Annotated in this window: 11 protein-coding genes; 7 read left to right on the forward strand and 4 right to left on the reverse strand. The window is 39.1% G+C overall.

Annotated features, from left to right (window positions below; translation table 11 throughout):
* Window positions 1–6: 6 nt before the first annotated feature.
* The 5 genes from hflX (at window position 7) to CWB62_RS04015 (ending at window position 5,725) form a co-directional block, all read left to right on the forward strand.
* Window positions 7–1,290, forward strand: coding sequence for a ribosome rescue GTPase HflX (gene hflX / locus CWB62_RS03995; protein WP_058403822.1), 1,284 nt, complete (start codon window positions 7–9; stop codon window positions 1,288–1,290).
* A gap of 106 nt (window positions 1,291–1,396) precedes the next feature.
* Entirely contained in the window at window positions 1,397–2,557 is a 1,161-nt protein-coding gene (gene hflK, locus CWB62_RS04000) for an FtsH protease activity modulator HflK (protein WP_138530678.1), read from the forward strand.
* 14 nt (window positions 2,558–2,571) lie between these two features.
* Window positions 2,572–3,450: a protease modulator HflC gene (gene hflC, locus CWB62_RS04005; RefSeq protein ID WP_058403820.1), complete on the forward strand. Its 879-nt coding sequence runs from the start codon at window positions 2,572–2,574 to the stop codon at window positions 3,448–3,450.
* A 212-nt stretch (window positions 3,451–3,662) separates the two neighbouring features.
* Window positions 3,663–4,976 carry an adenylosuccinate synthase gene (locus CWB62_RS04010; RefSeq protein ID WP_008128387.1) on the forward strand — a complete coding sequence of 438 codons (1,314 nt, stop codon included), beginning with the start codon at window positions 3,663–3,665 and terminating at the stop codon, window positions 4,974–4,976.
* Between the two features lie 110 nt (window positions 4,977–5,086).
* Window positions 5,087–5,725, forward strand: a complete 639-nt coding sequence (locus CWB62_RS04015) for a tetratricopeptide repeat protein (protein ID WP_058403819.1) — start codon at window positions 5,087–5,089, stop codon at window positions 5,723–5,725.
* Between the two features lie 97 nt (window positions 5,726–5,822).
* Here CWB62_RS04015 and CWB62_RS04020 read toward each other — a convergent pair whose 3' ends face one another.
* Window positions 5,823–7,670, reverse strand: coding sequence for a cation:proton antiporter (locus CWB62_RS04020; RefSeq protein WP_058403818.1), 1,848 nt, complete (start codon window positions 7,668–7,670; stop codon window positions 5,823–5,825).
* A gap of 832 nt (window positions 7,671–8,502) precedes the next feature.
* On the opposite strand from CWB62_RS04020, the gene proB reads away from it, so the two are divergent.
* Both proB and CWB62_RS04030 read left to right on the forward strand, forming a co-directional pair.
* Complete coding sequence (gene proB / locus CWB62_RS04025; protein WP_058403834.1) at window positions 8,503–9,609, forward strand: glutamate 5-kinase; 1,107 nt, start codon at window positions 8,503–8,505, stop codon at window positions 9,607–9,609.
* Window positions 9,606–10,853, forward strand: a complete 1,248-nt coding sequence (locus tag CWB62_RS04030; RefSeq protein ID WP_138530680.1) for a glutamate-5-semialdehyde dehydrogenase — start codon at window positions 9,606–9,608, stop codon at window positions 10,851–10,853. The genes proB and CWB62_RS04030 overlap by 4 nt, the downstream gene beginning before the upstream one ends.
* Before the next feature lie 61 nt (window positions 10,854–10,914).
* On the opposite strand, the gene CWB62_RS04035 is transcribed toward CWB62_RS04030, so the two are convergent.
* The 3 genes from CWB62_RS04035 to CWB62_RS04045 are packed head-to-tail and all read right to left on the reverse strand — an operon-like array spanning window position 10,915 to window position 17,292.
* A complete protein-coding gene (locus CWB62_RS04035; RefSeq protein WP_138530681.1) occupies window positions 10,915–13,122 on the reverse strand; it encodes a two-component system response regulator in 2,208 nt (735 codons plus the stop codon).
* Between the two features lie 46 nt (window positions 13,123–13,168).
* Window positions 13,169–16,030: a response regulator gene (locus CWB62_RS04040; RefSeq protein WP_138530683.1), complete on the reverse strand. Its 2,862-nt coding sequence runs from the start codon at window positions 16,028–16,030 to the stop codon at window positions 13,169–13,171.
* Window positions 16,030–17,292 carry an ABC transporter substrate-binding protein gene (locus tag CWB62_RS04045; protein ID WP_138530685.1) on the reverse strand — a complete coding sequence of 421 codons (1,263 nt, stop codon included), beginning with the start codon at window positions 17,290–17,292 and terminating at the stop codon, window positions 16,030–16,032. Before CWB62_RS04045 ends, CWB62_RS04040 begins: the two co-directional genes overlap by 1 nt.
* Between the last annotated feature and the right edge of the window lie 60 nt (window positions 17,293–17,352).

Raw genomic sequence — 17,352 nt, forward strand, 5'->3', positions numbered from 1 at the left:
TAATGCTTGTTTGACCGCTATGAATCCGGCGAACAGGCAATTTTAGTTCATATCGACTTACCTAAAGAAGGGGATCGTGAAGATCTTCATGAATTAGAAATGTTGGTATCTTCTGCTGGTGTTAGTAGTTTGGCGGTTGTGCAAGGCAGCCGTCAAGCACCACATCCGAAACTATTCGTCGGTACCGGTAAAGCAGAAGAAATAGCTGAGATTGTCAAAATCCACAATGCAGATGTCGTTATTTTTAATCATCAACTCAGACCGTCACAAGAACGTAATTTAGAGCGTGTTTGTGAGTGTCGTGTGCTTGATAGAACGACCCTTATCCTTGATATTTTTGCTCAGCGTGCACGTACCCATGAGGGTAAACTTCAGGTTGAATTGGCACAACTTCGTCACATGTCTACTCGGCTGATCCGAGGTTGGACCCACCTTGAACGTCAAAAGGGCGGTATTGGTTTACGTGGACCAGGTGAAACTCAACTAGAAACAGATAGACGTTTATTACGTGTACGTATTCAAAGTATTCGAGCGCGATTACAAAAAGTGGCTGTTCAACGTGAGCAAGGCAGACGTGCGCGTAATCGTAATGAAATTCCAACGGTATCGTTAGTTGGTTACACCAATGCGGGTAAATCTACATTATTTAATCGTATAACTGACTCTGAGGTATATGCTGCCGACCAGCTTTTCGCGACGCTTGATCCAACTTTACGTAAACTTGAGTTGGGTGATGTTGGTCAAGTGATTTTAGCTGATACCGTGGGCTTTATTCGTCATTTACCTCATGATTTAGTGGCTGCATTTAAAGCTACATTAACCGAAACACGTGAAGCCGATTTACAGCTACATGTAATAGATGCTGCTGATTCGCGAATTAAAGAAAATATTGAGCAAGTGCAATCGGTGCTTAAAGAGATTGAAGCCGATGACGTCCCGCAGCTATTAATTTATAATAAAATTGACGCGCTTGATAATGTTGCTCCGCGTATTGATCGAGATAGTGAAGGCCAACCTATAAGAGTATGGTTGTCTGCACAAACAGGTGAAGGGTGTGAATTACTAAGCGAAGCCATTAGTGAGTTGCTTGCTAAAAAAATGTTTAGTGAAACGCTTTTATTAACCCCTTTATACGGGCGTTTAAGGGCTTCACTGTTTAGCTTAAATGCGGTGCATGAAGAGCGATTTGATGAACAAGGTAATTGGCTGCTAGATGTTAGGATGCCAATGGTTGAATGGAATCGCTTAATTAAAGAATTTGGTCCTGAAATTGTTGGTTTTATCAACTAAGACTAAAAATTGACGTTTAAATGTCGGTTTTTGTATGAGAAACGCGGTAGATTTGATAGATTTAACACAATTCCCTAATTTATTTAGATAACAATGGAGTATAGCTATGGCCTGGAATGAACCGGGTAATAATGGCAATGACAAAGATCCGTGGAACAATAAAGGCGGACGTGATCAAGGCCCACCTGATTTAGACGAGGTGTTCCGCAAGTTTAGTAACAAGTTCGGCGGCTTATTTGGCGGTAAAAAATCCGGCAATGGAAGCGGTGGCGGACTTGGCGGAGCCGGTATTTCATTTATCCTCATTATCGCTGCTATTGTGTGGGCGTTAAGTGGTATTTACACGGTTAAAGAAGCCGAACGTGGTGTTGTTTTACAATTTGGTAAGTATGACCGAATTGCTGAACCAGGCCTGCGTTGGAAAATGACATTTATTGAAACGGTTATCCCAGTTGATATTGAAGCCGTTCGTTCACTGTCGGCGTCTGGTTTTATGCTTACTGAAGATGAAAACGTGGTAAGCGTTGAGTTTCAGGTGCAATACCGTGTTATTGACCCATACCTTTACAAGTTTAGCGTAACGAATGCTGATAGCAGCTTAGAAGAAGCGTTAGATAGTGCACTACGTTATGTTGTTGGTCATGCAAAAATGGACCAAGTTTTAACCAACGGCCGTGAAGTGGTGCGTCAAAATACATGGGATGAGCTTAACAAGGTAATCGAACCATACAATCTTGGTTTAATTGTTACTGATGTTAACTTTAAAGATTCTCGTCCACCGACTGAAGTTAAAGATGCGTTTGATGATGCGATTGCAGCACAAGAAGATGAAGAACGTTTCATCCGTGAAGCAGAAGCATATGCGCGTGAAATTGAACCGCGTGCACGTGGTCAAGTAACACGTATGACGCAAGAAGCTGAAGGTTACCAAGAGCGCATTACATTAGAAGCACAAGGTGAGGTTGCTCGTTTTGAGAAACTATTACCGGAGTATCTAGCGGCTAAAGAAGTAACCCGCGAACGCTTATACATTGATGCAATGGAAGAAGTGTTAGGCAGTAGTTCTAAGGTGTTAGTTGATGTGAAGGGTGGTAATAACATGATGTACTTACCTCTTGATAAAATCATGGAAAAGCAAGGCACAGCAACACGTGTTGCACTACCAAGCTCAAGTGACATTCAAGACTTAAGGAACAAAGTAAATACATCACGTAATAGCACCGTTAATAGCAGCAATGACCGCTTTAACAACGATCGCTTTAACTAGGGGAGATAAGCATAATGAAAAATTTTAGTTTAGTAATATTACTAGTTGCCATTGTGATGTCTTTCTCGTCGGTATTTGTTGTACCTGAAGGGCAAAAAGCAATTGTGCTATTGTTTAGTAAAGTACAAAAAGATAACGATGATCAAGCGGTTGTTTATGGCCCGGGTCTGCATTTGAAAGTCCCATTTTTTAGCCAAGTACGTCGTATTGATGCGCGTATACAAACGCTAGATGGTACGCCGGATCGTTTTGTTACGAGTGAGAAAAAAGACTTAATTGTTGATTCGTTTGTTAAATGGCGCGTTAATGACTTTAGTGCTTTTTACCTGCGTGCCCGTGGCGATAAGCAATATGCTGAAACGCTACTTGAGCAAAAGGTTAACAATGGCCTTCGTACTAACTTTGGTACACGTACAATTCGTGAAATTGTATCGGGTGAGCGAAGTGAGCTTATGGAAGAGGCATTAGTTCAAGCATCTGAGAGTGCTCGAGAGTTAGGCATTGAGGTGCTTGATGTACGTGTTAAGCAAATTAACTTACCTCAAGAAGTAAGTAGTTCAATTTATCAACGTATGCGTGCTGAGCGTACTGCTGTTGCTAAAGAACACCGCTCTGAAGGTCAGGAAAAAGCAGAGACTATTCGTGCAAGCGTTGACCGTCGAGTAACGGTTATGCTTGCAGACGCTGAGCGTAATTCTCGTTCAGTGCGTGGTCAAGGTGATGCAGATGCTGCGGCTATTTATGCAAATGCGTATAACAAAGATCCAGAGTTTTTTAGCTTTGTACGTTCTTTAGAAGCGTATAAGAAAACATTTAAAGGTAAGCAAGACGTTATGGTACTTTCACCAGACAGTGACTTCTTCCAGTATATGAAAGGCGCTAAAGCGCAGTAGACTATATTTTTTACTTTTAAAATATAAAGCCTCGCACATGCGGGGCTTTTTGTTAAATACAATCTAGAACTTTAAATCACTGTTATATATGTGGTTATCTACTCATATTTTAATTTAATAATTCTTCGCAGAAAAAATAAGCTGAACAGGGGTGATCTTTACTTGGGTTTTCTGGTAAAATCTCGTCCTAATTTTCTCTAAGTGAATTTACAATGGGTAAAAACGTTGTTGTATTAGGCACCCAATGGGGTGACGAAGGTAAGGGTAAGGTAGTTGACCTCCTTACGGACAAAGCATCTTTAGTAGTTCGTTATCAAGGTGGCCACAATGCAGGTCATACTTTAGTTATCGAAGGTAAAAAGACGGTTCTACACCTTATTCCATCGGGTGTATTACGTGACAATGTTAAATGTGTGATTGGTAATGGTGTTGTTTTATCACCAGAAGCGCTAATGAAAGAAATTGGCATGCTTGAAGAACGTGGCGTACCAGTACGCGAGCGTCTTTTGATAAGTGAAGCATGCCCGCTAATTTTGCCTTTCCATGTAGCATTAGATGTAGCCCGTGAAACTGCTCGTGGCGATAAGCCAATTGGTACAACTGGCCGTGGTATCGGTCCTGCGTACGAAGATAAAGTAGCACGTCGTGGTTTACGCGTAGGCGACTTATTTAATCCAGAATTATTTGCAGCTAAACTAAAAGAAGTACTTGAATATCATAACTTCACATTAGTTAATTACTACAAAGTAGATGCTGTAGATTTCCAAAAAACGTTTGATGATGCAATGGCTGTTGCAGATATCTTAAAAGCAATGGTTGTTGATGTAACTGAGCTTTTAGACCAAACACGTTTAGCAGGTGAGCACATTTTATTTGAAGGTGCGCAAGGTACATTACTTGATATTGATCATGGTACTTACCCTTACGTAACTTCTTCAAACACGACAGCTGGTGGCGTTGCTACTGGTGCTGGTTTTGGTCCATTAAACCTTGATTATGTGTTAGGTATTATTAAAGCATACACAACACGTGTTGGTTCAGGTCCTTTCCCTACAGAGCTTTACGATGGTCTTGATAAGCAAGATCCGGTTGGTAAGCACTTAGGTGATAAAGGCCATGAGTTTGGCGCAACAACAGGTCGACTTCGTCGTACTGGTTGGTTAGATGCTGTAGCAATGCGTCGTGCGGTTCAAATCAATAGTATTTCGGGTTTTTGTTTAACTAAGCTTGATGTTTTAGATGGCTTAGAAACACTTAAAATCTGTACTGGCTACCAGCTTGAAGATGGTACAGTTACAAACGTAACACCATTAGCTGCTGAAGGTTACGAGAAAGTAACACCAGTATATGAAGAAATGCCAGGTTGGTCTGAGAATACCGTAGGTGTAACTTCACTTGAAGGCTTACCAAAAGCTGCAATTGATTACATCAAACGTATTGAAGAAATCACAGGTGTTCCAATTGATATTATTTCTACCGGTCCAGATCGTGTAGAAACGATGGTACTTCGCAATCCATTTGCGTAATAACCTAAAATGTAAAAAAGCTGCTTAATGCAGCTTTTTTTGTGTCTAAAATTCACCTTGGAACGATCTTTGTATATTATTTGGTAAGATTATTTTTGCACGTGGTGAATATGCGTCTATTTTTAAGAAATTCAGTATTAGCTGTATCGTTAGTGCCAGTATCTTTATTTATATCTTCCAATACGTTAGCGGATGAATCGCCTGCCGCAGTGCCGTTATACACTGAGTCAGAGCTTATCGCGCTTATAAATAAAAATGTGCATTTGCAGCGTGTAAAGGCAGATGATTGCCAGCTAGTTCAAGATATTGAAGCGCGAGCCAATAAAATGGCATTGCCTTCGTATCAGTTTTTATATGGCGACATGCTTGCTTATAACGTGTGTGTTGAGCGAAACGTAGAGCTAGGTGTGTATTATATGAGAAAGTCTGCTGAGCAAGGTTTAGCGGCAGCGCTTGAGCAGTTAGGTCGCTATTACGATACTGGAAGGTTAGTGCAGCAAGATAAAGCAATGGCAATTACCTATTTACGCGAGGCTTCAGCGCAAGGTAATTTAAAAGCGCAGCTACGATTAGTGAAGTTGTTTAATGATGGCTATGGTAGTCCACGCGATTTTGAAGATGCGTACCGCTGGTTATTTAATTCTATGGTGGCAGATAAAGCAACGCATAAGAAAATTGAAAGCGCCTTAACAAAGCTGGCTCAAAAAATGCCAAATAGTGTCGTAGAGCGTGCACGGTTACCTATGTAATAGCAATCTGCAGTAAACCTTAATTAAGCGTTACTGTAAATCTAACAAAACAAAAGCCCTAACATAATTAGGGCTTTTTTTGTGGAAATTACTTTATTTAACTTTGTTCTTTGTCTTTAGGCTGCGGGTCTTTTAATAACGACATTTTTGGTGGTTGCAATGCAACAATTCGCTCACCTTCTTGTGGTGGTTTTTCCATATTAATTGTAAATGGTGTTACTTTAGCTGGTGTATCGTCATCGCTGTCTTTATCCCCTTTAAGAATAAACAAAGGAATAGCCTCAGGGTTCATTTCTTGGTATTGCTCCCAACTAAACTCATCTGAAATACGTGTAGCACTCACTTTTCCGCCTTTAGCAATCACGCTGCTTAAACGAGCATATGAGCCTTCATCACCAAATAAAATTTGACGCGATAAAAAAGTTGCACTGTCTTTGTTGGCTTTAGCATGTGTTGTCGATGAGCGTAGCGAAAACACGTTTTTTTCATTGAGTAAATGAGAAAAGTATTGCACACCTAACGCATTATGGTGACGGTTTGGTGAAAGCGCTAAAACACTTCGAATAGTGGTGAGCGGTAAGTATCGTTCAGCGTGCTCTGATTGTGGATTACCGTAGTAGCAAGGTAGGCCATCCATGCGCGCCATTTTGCAGTTCTCCCAGGCTGGATCTGAAAGGTGTACAGGAATATTTTGCTCTTTCAAACCACGTCCTATTGCACGTGACACATGGTTAGCCCCAATGATTAATATAGTATTAGGCGATGGTTGGCGCACACCGAGTAGCTTAGCCACAGGTATAGCCGTTAGGCTTTGTAGTACCACAGTGATAATAATAACGGTAAATATAAGAGGGACTATTTTTTCTGCATCGGCCACACCTGCTTCCATCATACTCAGCGCAAACACCGAGCCAACTGCTGCGGCTACAATACCCCTTGGTGCAATCCAAGCGAGCACTAAGCGAGACTTAATTGGCAGGTCTGTGCCAAACGTTGAGATAGCAATACATAAAGGGCGTGCTACGAATAACACAATTGCTAAAAATATAAATACATCACTGTCTAACATCATTAAATCGGAAAGCTGTAGACGGGCTGCGAGTAAGATAAACAATGTTGAGATAAGTATCATCGACAAGTCTTCTTTAAACTCTAAAACAGAATCTATTTCTAAGTCGTCTTGATTAGCAAGCCAAATGCCAAACACAGTAACTGCCAGTAAGCCTGACTCGTGGCTTAAGTAATTTGATACAGAAAAACTGATTAATACCAGTGCTAAAATACCAAATTTATGTAATTCAAACGGTAGCCACTCACGGCGCATTAATTGGGTTGTCACCCAGCCAGCTACAACACCTATTGTTAAGCCAACACCCACTGTTTTAACTAAGGCGATAACAGTATGGCTTAATACTTCTCCTTGCCCAACAAGCATGACAGCTTCAAAAACCAGTACAGCAAATAATGCCCCGATAGGGTCAATAACAATTCCTTCCCAGCGTAAAATGCGGTCTATGTCTTGAGTCGGGCGCATGGAATTTAATAACGGTGCTATTACTGTAGGGCCCGTTACAACCAAAACAGCGCCAAGCACCGCAGCAACTCGCCAATTGAGCTCAAGTAACCAATAAGCACTTAAACTAATAACAACACAGGTTGCAATCATACCAATGGAGCAAAGGTTTCTGACTACTTTACTAATCCCTTTTAGCTCTCTAAAGTGAAGAGTAAGAGCACCTTCAAATAAAATAACAGCCACACTCAATGACACAACTGGAAAAAGTAAGTCGCCTAAAAGTGCATCAGGGTCTAAAACACCACTAAATGGCCCAAGTAAGAGGCCAGTGAGCAATAAAAAAAGAATAGCGGGTACTCTAAATGCCCAGGCCACCCATTGGGCAAGCACAGAGCAAAGTGCGATACCGGCTATGTAAATTGCTGACATAGATTAAGAATTCCTTATTATGATTTTATCTAAAGTATAACGTTATTAATTGTTATTAAAGGGGTATACACGGGAAAATCAACTATTGCTAATTAATTTTAGCCGCTTATACAATATTAGTACGTATTAATTATGGTTAGCGTAGCTAAATATTTTATAAATTATCAATAATCGTTGCTATCTCATTGTTTTAAAATTAAAAATCTCTAATTTTAAATGTTTTATAATGTGGTCGTCTGAATTTTAGCCTTGATCTTACCCCCTTATTTGGCGTATTATACTTCGAGTTCAAATAATTAGGTATCTAATTAAATTATTTAGGAAATAAATTTACCGTTAATGTTACGGTCATATTTGCTAGGTATAATCGTTATTTAGAAGCTAGTTGAGTATTTGAACATCTAAAATTTAATTTATTCGATTACTTGATACGGTTTATCTCAGCTATATAAAGTTTGAGTTGAATTGATATCTTTCAATGTTTAATCCCCATCGTGGCGGTTAAATCTCGGTCCTATAGTCTTCACCCTATCTGTTGGTGTACCAGACTTTAGAGGCTCTATGTATGTTGTTAATAGAAAAGCCACCAAGGCTTTTTACAGCGATGCATAAACAACACTTTTTAAACTTTCTTATAGGCACTACTTTCATTGCAAGGTATCTGCTCTTTTATATCTGAGCTTAAATTTAAAACATTACTTTTAGATTTTGGCTTACTTGTGTGCGTTTAAAAGTGTTGCTGAAAAACACAAATTCGAAGCTGCATTTACGGGTAGCTATTTAGTTTAGCTCATTAGCACTGAGCACAGATAAAATGGAAAGTAGAAGACTTATGCAAAAGTTAAATTGGCGACGCATTGTATTAAAAGTAGGTAGTGCACTAATTGCACCAGATCAAGACGGCTGTCGTTCTCGTTACATACTTACTATCGCACAGTTTATTGTTCGTTGTCGTGCTCGCGGCATTGAAGTAATTTTAGTTTCATCAGGTTCGGTTGCAGCGGGCTCGCATCTATTTCCATCAGACCAGCCTCGTTCAGTTGTATTGAAAAAGGCAATGGCCGCAGCGGGTCAAACTGAAATGATTGCTATGTGGGACCGCTTCTTTGATTTTCCATCTGCCCAGCTTTTGTTAACTCATGGTGATTTGCGTGACCGTGAGCGCTATCAGAGCATTCGTGAAACTGTATTTACTTTGCTTGAACATGGTGTACTGCCAATTATTAACGAAAATGATGCAGTAACAACTGATGATCTAAAAGTGGGTGATAACGATAATTTATCAGCAATGGTGGCAGCTGCTGCCGATGCAGACGCTTTACTTATTTTTTCAGATGTTGATGGTTTATACGATAAAAATCCGAATCTTCATGACGATGCTGTTTTATTACCTGAAATAAAATCAATTGATGAGTCTATTTATGCCATGGCAGGATGTGCTACAAGCTCTGTAGGTACTGGCGGAATGAAGACTAAGATTGAAGCTGCAGAAAAGGCAACATCGCATGGTATTGCAACGTACATTATCAATGGTTTTAAAGAAGAAACATTTAATCGCTTACTCGCGGGCGACAATCCAGGCACGATATTTTCACCATACGAAAAACCAATGCAAGACTCGGTGCACTGGATGACACATACTGCAAATGAGCAGGGTGAAGTTGTGGTTGATGGATCGTTTGATGAGTCAATTGAAGGTGAAACAGGCATTATTCGCGGTGATGAAATTGTTGAAGTACATGGTGAGTTTGCAATTGGTGACACCATACTTGTTAGAAGTGAAGATGGTACGCGTTTAGCTAAAGCGACCGCAAATTACAGTAGTTGTTTGTTGAATTTCATTGCAGACAACGAACAAAGTGAATTTAGTGAAAAAATGCAGGATTCTATTGGACCTGTTATTTCAGAAAAAGATATCGCATTATTGGAGAAGTCATGAGTTTAATTACGGATATTTCGCGTCAGGCAGCTAAAGCTGCAAATACACTTGCTTTACTCGACACCGAGACAAAAAACCAAGTGTTAACAGAAATGGCTGCGGCATTAAGAGAGCAAAAAGCATTTATAATTCAAGAAAACGAAAGTGACTTAAGCGCTGCTCGCGACAACAATCTACCCGCGGCAATGGTTGATCGTTTAACACTGAACGATGAACGCATTGAATCGATGGCTGAAGGTATCGAAGTAATAGTGAGCCTTGATGATCCAGTGGGCCAACTTCGTGAAATTACGGAACGACCTAATGGTATAAAAATTCGTAAAATGCGCGTTCCGCTAGGTGTTGTTTGTATGATTTATGAAGCACGCCCTAATGTTACAGCAGATGCCGGTGCTTTGTGCTTTAAATCGGGTAATGGGGTTATTTTACGCGGTGGTAAAGAGGCACTTAAAAGCTCACAAGCTATTGCAAGTGTAATGCACACTGTACTTGAAAAGCACAACTTACCTGTTTCATTAATCTCAGTTATTCCAGATCCCGATCGTGGACTTCTTATGGAGTTAATGCAACAACGTGATAGCATCGATTTAATCATTCCTCGCGGCGGTGAAGGTTTAATTAACTTTGTTACCGAGAATAGTACGATTCCTGTTATTCAGCATTACAAGGGCGTTTGTCACCTGTACGTAGATAAAGATGCTGATTTAGAGGTTGCGATTAATTTATTACTTAACGGTAAAACACAACGAACGGGTGTATGTAATGCACTTGAAGGCTTGGTTGTACACGAAGATATCGCCGATGAACTCTTAAACCTGTGTGCTGTAGTGCTTCGTCAGGAAGGTGTAAAGATCAACGCAGATAGTTTTGCGGCTAAATACTTTGATAATGCAACGGTGTTGGCTGACAATGAATTCGGTGAAGAATACCTTGATTTAGAGATTGCGATACGCGTAGTGCCTACATTTTCAGCCGCGGTTGAGCACATTGCTCAATTTGGCTCAAATCATACAGAAGTTATTTGTACTAAGAACCAAGCCGCAGCTGAGCTGTTTCAGCGCAGCGTAGATGCGTCAGTCGTGATGGTAAATGCATCATCTCGTTTTTCTGATGGTTCGCAATTGGGGTTAGGCGCAGAAATTGGCATTGCAACGTCTAAGCTTCATGCGTACGGTCCTATGGGACTTGAATCACTTACTACAGAAAAGTATTTAGTGAATGGCGAAGGTCAAGTTCGCGAATAAATTTTATATTAATTTAGCAAAAAGCCGAGCATAGCTCGGCTTTTTATTTTAATGACAAAAATCATTTTAATTTAGCCAGCCAATCGTTTACTGGCTCAGGTTTATGCAAATGATAACCCTGTAGTATCACCTCCGGATATTCCTGTAGTAAATCGAAGTGCGATTGGTTTTCGACACCCTCTGCAACAACGTCTAATTCAAATAAACGTCCCAAACTCACGATCATATCTATTATTAGTTTATCATTTTTATTTGTTGGCGCTTCGAGCACAAAAGAACGGTCTATTTTAAGTTCTTGAATCGGTAATTGCTTTAAATATGTGAGGCTTGAATAGCCAGTACCAAAATCATCAATTGATACTTTTACACCCAATTTTTTGAGGTTATGCACAGCTTCAATAGCAGAGTCCATATTATTTAGTAGCGTACCTTCAATAATCTCTATAGTGAGTTGCGACGTAATAACATTATTAATTGTTAGCTGTTCAACTAAAAAGGCTAAAAAGCGTGGCTCATGGAAATGTCGACCACTTATGTTTATTGATAAACTTAAGTGAGGGTGCGTTTGATTAATCTTAGCTAATGTTTTTAAAGCATTTTCACATACCCAGCAATCTAAGTCATAAATAACGTCAGACTCTTCTGCAATAGAAATAAACTCACTGGGGCTAATAAAGCCTTTCGTTGTGTGTTTCCAACGCAGTAAAACCTCAGCTCCTTTTAAAATTTGATTACTATCATATTGGGACTGTAAATGAAGTGATAACTCGTTATAAGCGATTGCTTTACGTAGGTCTTGCTCAATTTCAAAACGTCTTTTTGCTTGTTCACCAAATGAGGTGTCAAAAAATGTAACTCGGTTGCCCCCTTTCTCTTTTGCTTTATAGCAGGCAGCTTCACAGTTTCTGATAGTCTCGATAGCGCTTTCCCATTGCCCATGTTGCGGGAATATGTACATACCAATACTTACTGTTAGGCTAACTTCCTTTAAATCAACAAAAAAAGGCAGTCTTACGGATGTAATAATTTTTTGTGCTTTTTTCTCTGCAATAATTTGGGCTCTTGCTCTGCCAATGCCTTTATCTAGGACAGACAACGTTGCAAAGGCATCGCTTCCCAAGCGAGCAATAATATCATTATTATCAGTATTTGTATGGATACGCTTAGTTAGTTCTTTTAGGACATGGTCACCGGCTAGCAGGCCCATTCCATCATTAAACGAGTGAAACCCATCTACATCGATAATAAAAATATAGGCAAAATTTTTGTCAGTGGAACAGCTTTGTAATTGCTGCTCTAACTGCTTTAAGAAGCTGTTACGGTTAGGTAGGGCGGTTAATTCGTCATGCCAAGTTAAGTAATCTATTCGCTCCTGGGTCACTTTTAGGCTTGATATATCGCTAAATACACCGATGTAGTGATCGTTGGTATCGTGTTCATTTTTTACAAGGCTCAACGTTAGCAATTCTGGGTATAACTCACCACTTTTGCGTCGGGTAACTAACTCACCACTCCAGTAGCCGGCTTCACTTGCGTGTTGCCATACTTGTTCAAAGTTTATATTTGGCTGGTTATTTTGTTTGATATCGTGAATATGCATATTTAACGAATTAGCTTCATCGTAACCCGTGATGCGGCAAAAAGAAGGATTAACCGCGATTATTTTGCCTGTACTGTTAGTTATCACAACACCGTCAGCTGTACTCGTTAGTGCGTGAAAAAAGAGTTGATGTTTAGATGATAACTGCTTTAATTCTTTTTCTCTAACATCCAGCTCCATTGCTAAAGATTCTATTTCAAGCAGCTTGTCATGTAGGTCAAAGTTTTTCTCTATTAATCGGTCTAGCATACCTTGCGCTGTTATATGTGTACGAATGCGAGCTCTGACCAAGGCTAATTTATAAGGCTTGTGAATATAATCTATGGCGCCCATAGCAAAGCCTTTTTCTTCAGACTCTTCTTCTGTAAGCGCCGTAACAAAGATGATGGGAATGCCTTTTGTTTTGGGTTTCCCTTTTAGTATAGTGCACACTTCATAACCATTCATTCCCGGCATCATTATGTCGAGTAAAATTAAATCTGGACGGGTAGACTCAATAAACGTTAGAGCTTGCTCTCCACTTGTCGATATTCGAACATCGTAGTCGGTTGAAAGCCCTTCTACCAAAATATGTAAGTTACTTGGTTCGTCATCAACAATTAGAATTAAAGGCTTTTGTCGCTGCGCTTTTTGTTCACTTTTATTTATGGTGGAATGAGTTAAGTGCACTGTTAATCCTTTTTACATAGTATTTAAATTCTGAATCGCTCAATCATTAATGCTTTGTGTCTGCTTTATATGTTTCAATAATCGAAATTACAGACGGATAGTCGAAACTATTAATCGCCTCTATTAATTTAGATAAGCCGTGTTCAGTATCATAGCTATTCGCTTCTAAATGCCTTTTTAGGTCGTTTGGGATAGGACGAGACGCTAATGCTAGTGAGTGAATCTCATTTATCACTACCAGCTCATCTTCGAGATTGTGTCGTTTCGGCTCTATATTTTCCAAATTGAGTGTCGCTAATAATTCTTTAATAGAAAAAAGCGTTGCTGCCAAATTTTCTTTTAATAAATCTATATTAAGCGAACTTTCCTCAAGTAGTGCTTTTTCAGTCTCTAATGCACACTTTTGCAGCTTCTCTAGCCCTAATGTACCCGCTAACCCCTTCAGTGTATGCACCGTTCGCTTTAAAGTAGCAACATCATTATTGTTTATTAATAAATCAGCCTTCGCTGAAAAGTTATTATTACCATCTATAAACCGAGTAAGCAATGTCACGAGTAAGGTTTCATTGTTATCAACGTTTTGCTTTGCTTTTACTAAATTTATTGTTTGCAAATTATCTCTACTTTTTAGGTGTTTATCTAAGCTTTCGTAAAGCGCGTCAAATACAATGGGTTTAACCAAAAAGTCATCCATACCTGCATCAGCGGCTGCTTTTCTGTCTCTGGGCTCTACAGCGGCACTTAAAGCAATAATAGGCATATTGTAGCCTTTAGCTCTTAGCTCTTTTGTTGCTTCAAGGCCGTCCATATTGGGCATTTGTATATCCATAAATACAATATCAAAATGTTGAGCCGATACTTTATCTATAGCGTCTAGCCCATCGTTTGCAATTGTTGTATTAAGATCAAATTTACTTAGCATTGCAGAGGTTATTTCTTGGTTAAGTTTATTATCATCTACAACAAGTGCCTGATAGGCCGCTAGTTTTGGCAGGTCTACCGTTGCAGGTAAAGGGGCCTTTTTGTTATTAGTGTGAGCAGCGCGCTGTTCAGCAATGGTGAATGGAAGGGTAAATAAAAACTCACTCCCTTTACCAAGTTCACTTTTTACTTGTAAGTCACCACCTAATAATTTGGTTAACTGTTTACTAATTGTTAGGCCAAGCCCTGTACCCCCGTACTTTCTTGTTGTACTTGAGTCGCCTTGAGCAAATGATTCAAACACCCTATCAGATTGGGCTTGCGTCATACCAATTCCGGTATCACTAATGCTAAAGCGCAACTGTACTTTGTTTTCTTTTTGAAAAATGACTTCTATGGTTAATGACACCTCACCCTTATCGGTAAACTTAATGGCATTACCAATGCAATTATTAATTATTTGATTTAGCTGTATAGGATCGCCCAACAGAGTCAGGTGTCTGTCGGCATGCACAACACAATTTAGAGCTAGTCCTTTTTGTTGTGCATTAATCGAAAATAAATCTTGGACGTTAGATACGATCGTATCGAGTGTGAAAGGGATTTTCTCAAGTTTGACGTTATTAGAGTCGAGTTTTGAAAAGTCTAAAATATTGTTTAAAACTTGCAGTAAACTTTGCGCGCTGGAAAACGCTTTTTTAGCGTATTGCTCCTGCTTTGCGGGCATTTCACTACTTTGTAAGAGTTGAAGCATACCCAATATGCCGTTCATTGGTGTGCGAAGTTCATGGCTCATATTTGCCACAAAGTCGATTTTTGTTTTATTAGCCTTGTTTGTTTCCTCTATTGCTTGAGTAAGCTCTGTATTCATGGCTTCCATTTTTACATTTAAAGCGCGTGTTTCATCAAGTAATTGCTTCGTTTCCTCACTTTTTAAATAAAGTGTATTAGCCGCTTTTAACACAGATGCAATTTCGCTCAGCTTTGTATGCTTATTTTTTAGTGTAATTGGCTCACCTTCATTCATACTATTAAGTAGCAAGGTAAGCTGTGATAGGGGTTTAATAACAAAAGCAACAATAAAATAACAAAGCAGCAAAATAATAATCAGAATTAGAAAGGTAAATAGGCTGCTTTGCTTGGTTTTTTTCGTTAATTCACTATTAAATTGCGACTTAACCAAATTTAATTTTTTTTCTTCAGCGCTTTTAATTTTATTAGTTAGGTATAAAAGTTCGTTTTCGATCCCTGTCAGCACTACATTTACAGAGTAGGTGTAACTACGTGTTAGCAGTATTAGTTGGTTATGTGTTTTTTTAAGATTAATTGTTTTATCAAGCAAGGAGTCATTAATAGCCGACATACGGTTAATTTTTGTGTGCAAAAACGCTAGGTTTTGCTTCACATTTTGAGCTTCATCAAAATTAGGTTTGTAAAGGTAGCTGACAGCTGCATGCTTAAGGTTACTAATGGTTAGTAAAATATCATTGTATAGAATTTTTTTATCATTGTTTGATACTGACTCAAGTGCCATTACCTTTTTTTGCAGCTCTTCAATGGGCAGCTTAAATCCAGATGAGTATATTTGCTCGCGCTTTTGTCTGTTAATAACTACTTTTTCAAATGTTGTTTCATAGTTTTTTAGGTGCTCGCTGAGGCGAGTAAGCATATTTTTATATTCAGGGGTTTTGTCTAGCGTGTTTAATGTTAATTGCCCTAAATGAATATTTGCTTGGTCTAAATATGTTTTAAACTTTGCAATATTATTTTTATTAGCGTCATCAATAAATGCAACGGCATGGCTTTGTAAGGCCATTACATCTCTTTCTAGTTTTACTACAGCCTCACTTTGGCTAATTGCATTGTTTTGAATGTTTTGTAAGCTGGTTAACGATTTTTGTAAGTGATTAAATAAATAGCTTTGTATAAAAAGCAGTCCAGCTAGTACCGCTAAGGTCGCAATTATTTTTGATTTAATAGAACGCATTATCGACTTATTAACTCATACCACTTTTGTAAACTGTAGTCGTAGGTTGGCATAACGGTATTCCATACTGCAACATTACTGAAGCGTTTAGTGTAACTTCCACCATTTCTTTGTTCGCCTTTTCTAACCGCAATATTACCATTTGTTTCTAGTAAATCAGTGTTTGCGATTTTGCCGTCATACCAATAGTCCCATTCATCCTGTGAAAGTAGTGGTTTAGAGCGTTGTGGGTTACTTATGTAATAACCTTGACGAGCAATAAAAGCACCGGGCCATCCAGATAACCACCAATTCATATAATCGTAAGATGCATCTTTTACACTATCATGGGTTTGTGACGACAAGCACATTACACCATGCCAGCCTCTGTAGCCTTCTTTAGGTGCTGCAAAGCGCACATTTATGCCTTGGCCTTTTAGCGCAGATACCGCAGGAGAAAACATACTTTCAATATGAACGCGTTCATCTTTCATATACTGAACAGATTCAGGCACTGAGTTCCAATAACCGCTAAAGTGGCCTTGGCGTTTGAGCTCAAGTAGTACCTTAAATAAGTTATCTAACTCAATGCGAGTCATTGCTCCAATATTGTTAATTTTAACAAGCCCTTTAGCTTTAGCAGCAAGCGCTAAGTCAAATAAACCAATAGTTGGTGCATTTACAATACCTACTTTTCCCCTATGCTGCTCATCCAATAACCATCCCCAGCTTTCTGTTTCATAGGCAATACCAGGTTTAATAAATTTAGTGTTATAACCAAAAGAGTCAACATTATGAACATAGGGTAAAAAGCTTATTAAGTCGCTTTCTTGCTCACTGAGTGTGCCATCGGGTTGTACGTTTAATATTTTGAAGGGAGCGTCACCTGCACCTATATTGGCATCTTCTGATAACTTTCCTGTTTTTGTAAGGCTATTTATTTCGTTAAAATAAGTAAGGCGTTTTTTTTCTATGGGTTGTATTGAGCCTGCGTTCCACAACACATTAATACTGTTTGACCACTGCTCGTATAAATCAAATGAGCTGGGGTCCATTGAGGCTCTTTGCAAAACAGCGGCACTGCCAGCGGGCGTAAATTCAATATTAATGCCTAAATCACTCATGGCTTGCTTACGAATTGCATCTTGTAACGTTACATGTGTGCCAAGCACTCTTATTGTGACCTTATTTCGAGCAAAAACATAAGGAACATGCGTTATAGCGCCTGCAGTTAAGCCTATAGCTGCGAGTTTTTTAAGTGTTGAGCGTTTTGGAGAGTCCATGATTTACCTAAGGCATTATTAGATATACAAGTATGTATAGCTAATAATTGATAAAGACTC

It is taken from the genome of Pseudoalteromonas sp. S408 (genome assembly GCF_005886645.1).
Lineage (GTDB): Bacteria > Pseudomonadota > Gammaproteobacteria > Enterobacterales > Alteromonadaceae > Pseudoalteromonas.

Excerpts from the sequence above, each read along its gene's own strand:
- CWB62_RS04015 (WP_058403819.1), top strand. The coding sequence starts at position 5,087 with ATGCGTCTATTTTTAAGAAATTCAGTATTAGCTGTATCGTTAGTGCCA.
- hflC (WP_058403820.1), top strand. The coding sequence starts at position 2,572 with ATGAAAAATTTTAGTTTAGTAATATTACTAGTTGCCATTGTGATGTCT.
- CWB62_RS04020 (WP_058403818.1), bottom strand. The coding sequence starts at position 7,670 with ATGTCAGCAATTTACATAGCCGGTATCGCACTTTGCTCTGTGCTTGCC.
- CWB62_RS04045 (WP_138530685.1), bottom strand. The coding sequence starts at position 17,292 with ATGGACTCTCCAAAACGCTCAACACTTAAAAAACTCGCAGCTATAGGC.
- proB (WP_058403834.1), top strand. The coding sequence starts at position 8,503 with ATGCAAAAGTTAAATTGGCGACGCATTGTATTAAAAGTAGGTAGTGCA.
- hflK (WP_138530678.1), top strand. The coding sequence starts at position 1,397 with ATGGCCTGGAATGAACCGGGTAATAATGGCAATGACAAAGATCCGTGG.
- CWB62_RS04010 (WP_008128387.1), top strand. The coding sequence starts at position 3,663 with ATGGGTAAAAACGTTGTTGTATTAGGCACCCAATGGGGTGACGAAGGT.
- CWB62_RS04040 (WP_138530683.1), bottom strand. The coding sequence starts at position 16,030 with ATGCGTTCTATTAAATCAAAAATAATTGCGACCTTAGCGGTACTAGCT.
- CWB62_RS04030 (WP_138530680.1), top strand. The coding sequence starts at position 9,606 with ATGAGTTTAATTACGGATATTTCGCGTCAGGCAGCTAAAGCTGCAAAT.